Below are 845 nucleotides of genomic sequence, written 5' to 3'. Positions count from 1 at the left end.
CGTTAGCGGTCAGGCTATGACGACACAAACCAACAAAAAATGAAGAAAATATTTTTAGCAATATTGACAATTTCACTCTTGACAAACTGCAATAATTCGCAGACAAAATCTGTTGACAAAAACGACAGAATGGAACTTGTTCCTGAGCCGGACAAAGAATTGCGAAAAGAATACGAAAAACAACAAGAATTAAACCAATCGAAATGTGCCTTTATTGACCCAGACACTTCAGTAGTTGGTATTAAAATAAGAAATGTCGAAAGCACTTTAAATATTTTAGGAAAACAAACGAAATTAGAAGGTGACTCAACTCACGTATTCTATTCGAGTGACAAAAAACAAAAACTTGGACTGACCGTGCATCCAGGAGACTACTATAGCCAAGTGAGTATTTTCAACATTTCTTATTCGGACAATTCAAAACAAAACTTCCGACAAATAAAATCACAGGAATTTGAGACCGAAAAAGGAATCAAACTTGGAATAAGTAAAAGAGAAATTATTGAAAAACTTGGAACTTGCTATGTAGCCAAAGACAGCACAGGAAATGGTATTGTACTTTACTATAGAATTGAACTTCCAAACGATAGTAAGACAAAATTATTAAAGAGCAACAATATGCCAATTTACTATGCGACATATAAACTGACAAATGACAAACTCGAAAACATTGAATTTGGTTTTGAATATCCATAGACCAAAAGAAGCCCGAACCGCTAACAGCCGTTTTGCAAAAGCGGGGGTTTCGTACTTCTATGACATTGAAGTGCTAAATTCAAGCTTTGTGCATCTAATGAAGTTTAGTGCTGAAAATCCCCGCCTTCGCAAAGCGGCAAAACGTTAGC

The 845-nt window shown here is 35.6% G+C and carries 1 protein-coding gene; it reads left to right on the top strand.

Features of this window, described 5'->3' with window-relative positions:
* Nucleotides 1-39: 39 nt before the first annotated feature.
* Nucleotides 40-696, top strand: a complete 657-nt coding sequence (locus AC23L6_RS13350) for a hypothetical protein (RefSeq protein WP_487562975.1) — start codon at nucleotides 40-42, stop codon at nucleotides 694-696.
* Nucleotides 697-845: the final 149 nt, after the last annotated feature.

The sequence above is a fragment of the Flavobacterium sp. R1_16 genome (assembly GCF_057652095.1).
This window is presented reverse-complemented; position numbering and strand designations above follow the sequence as displayed.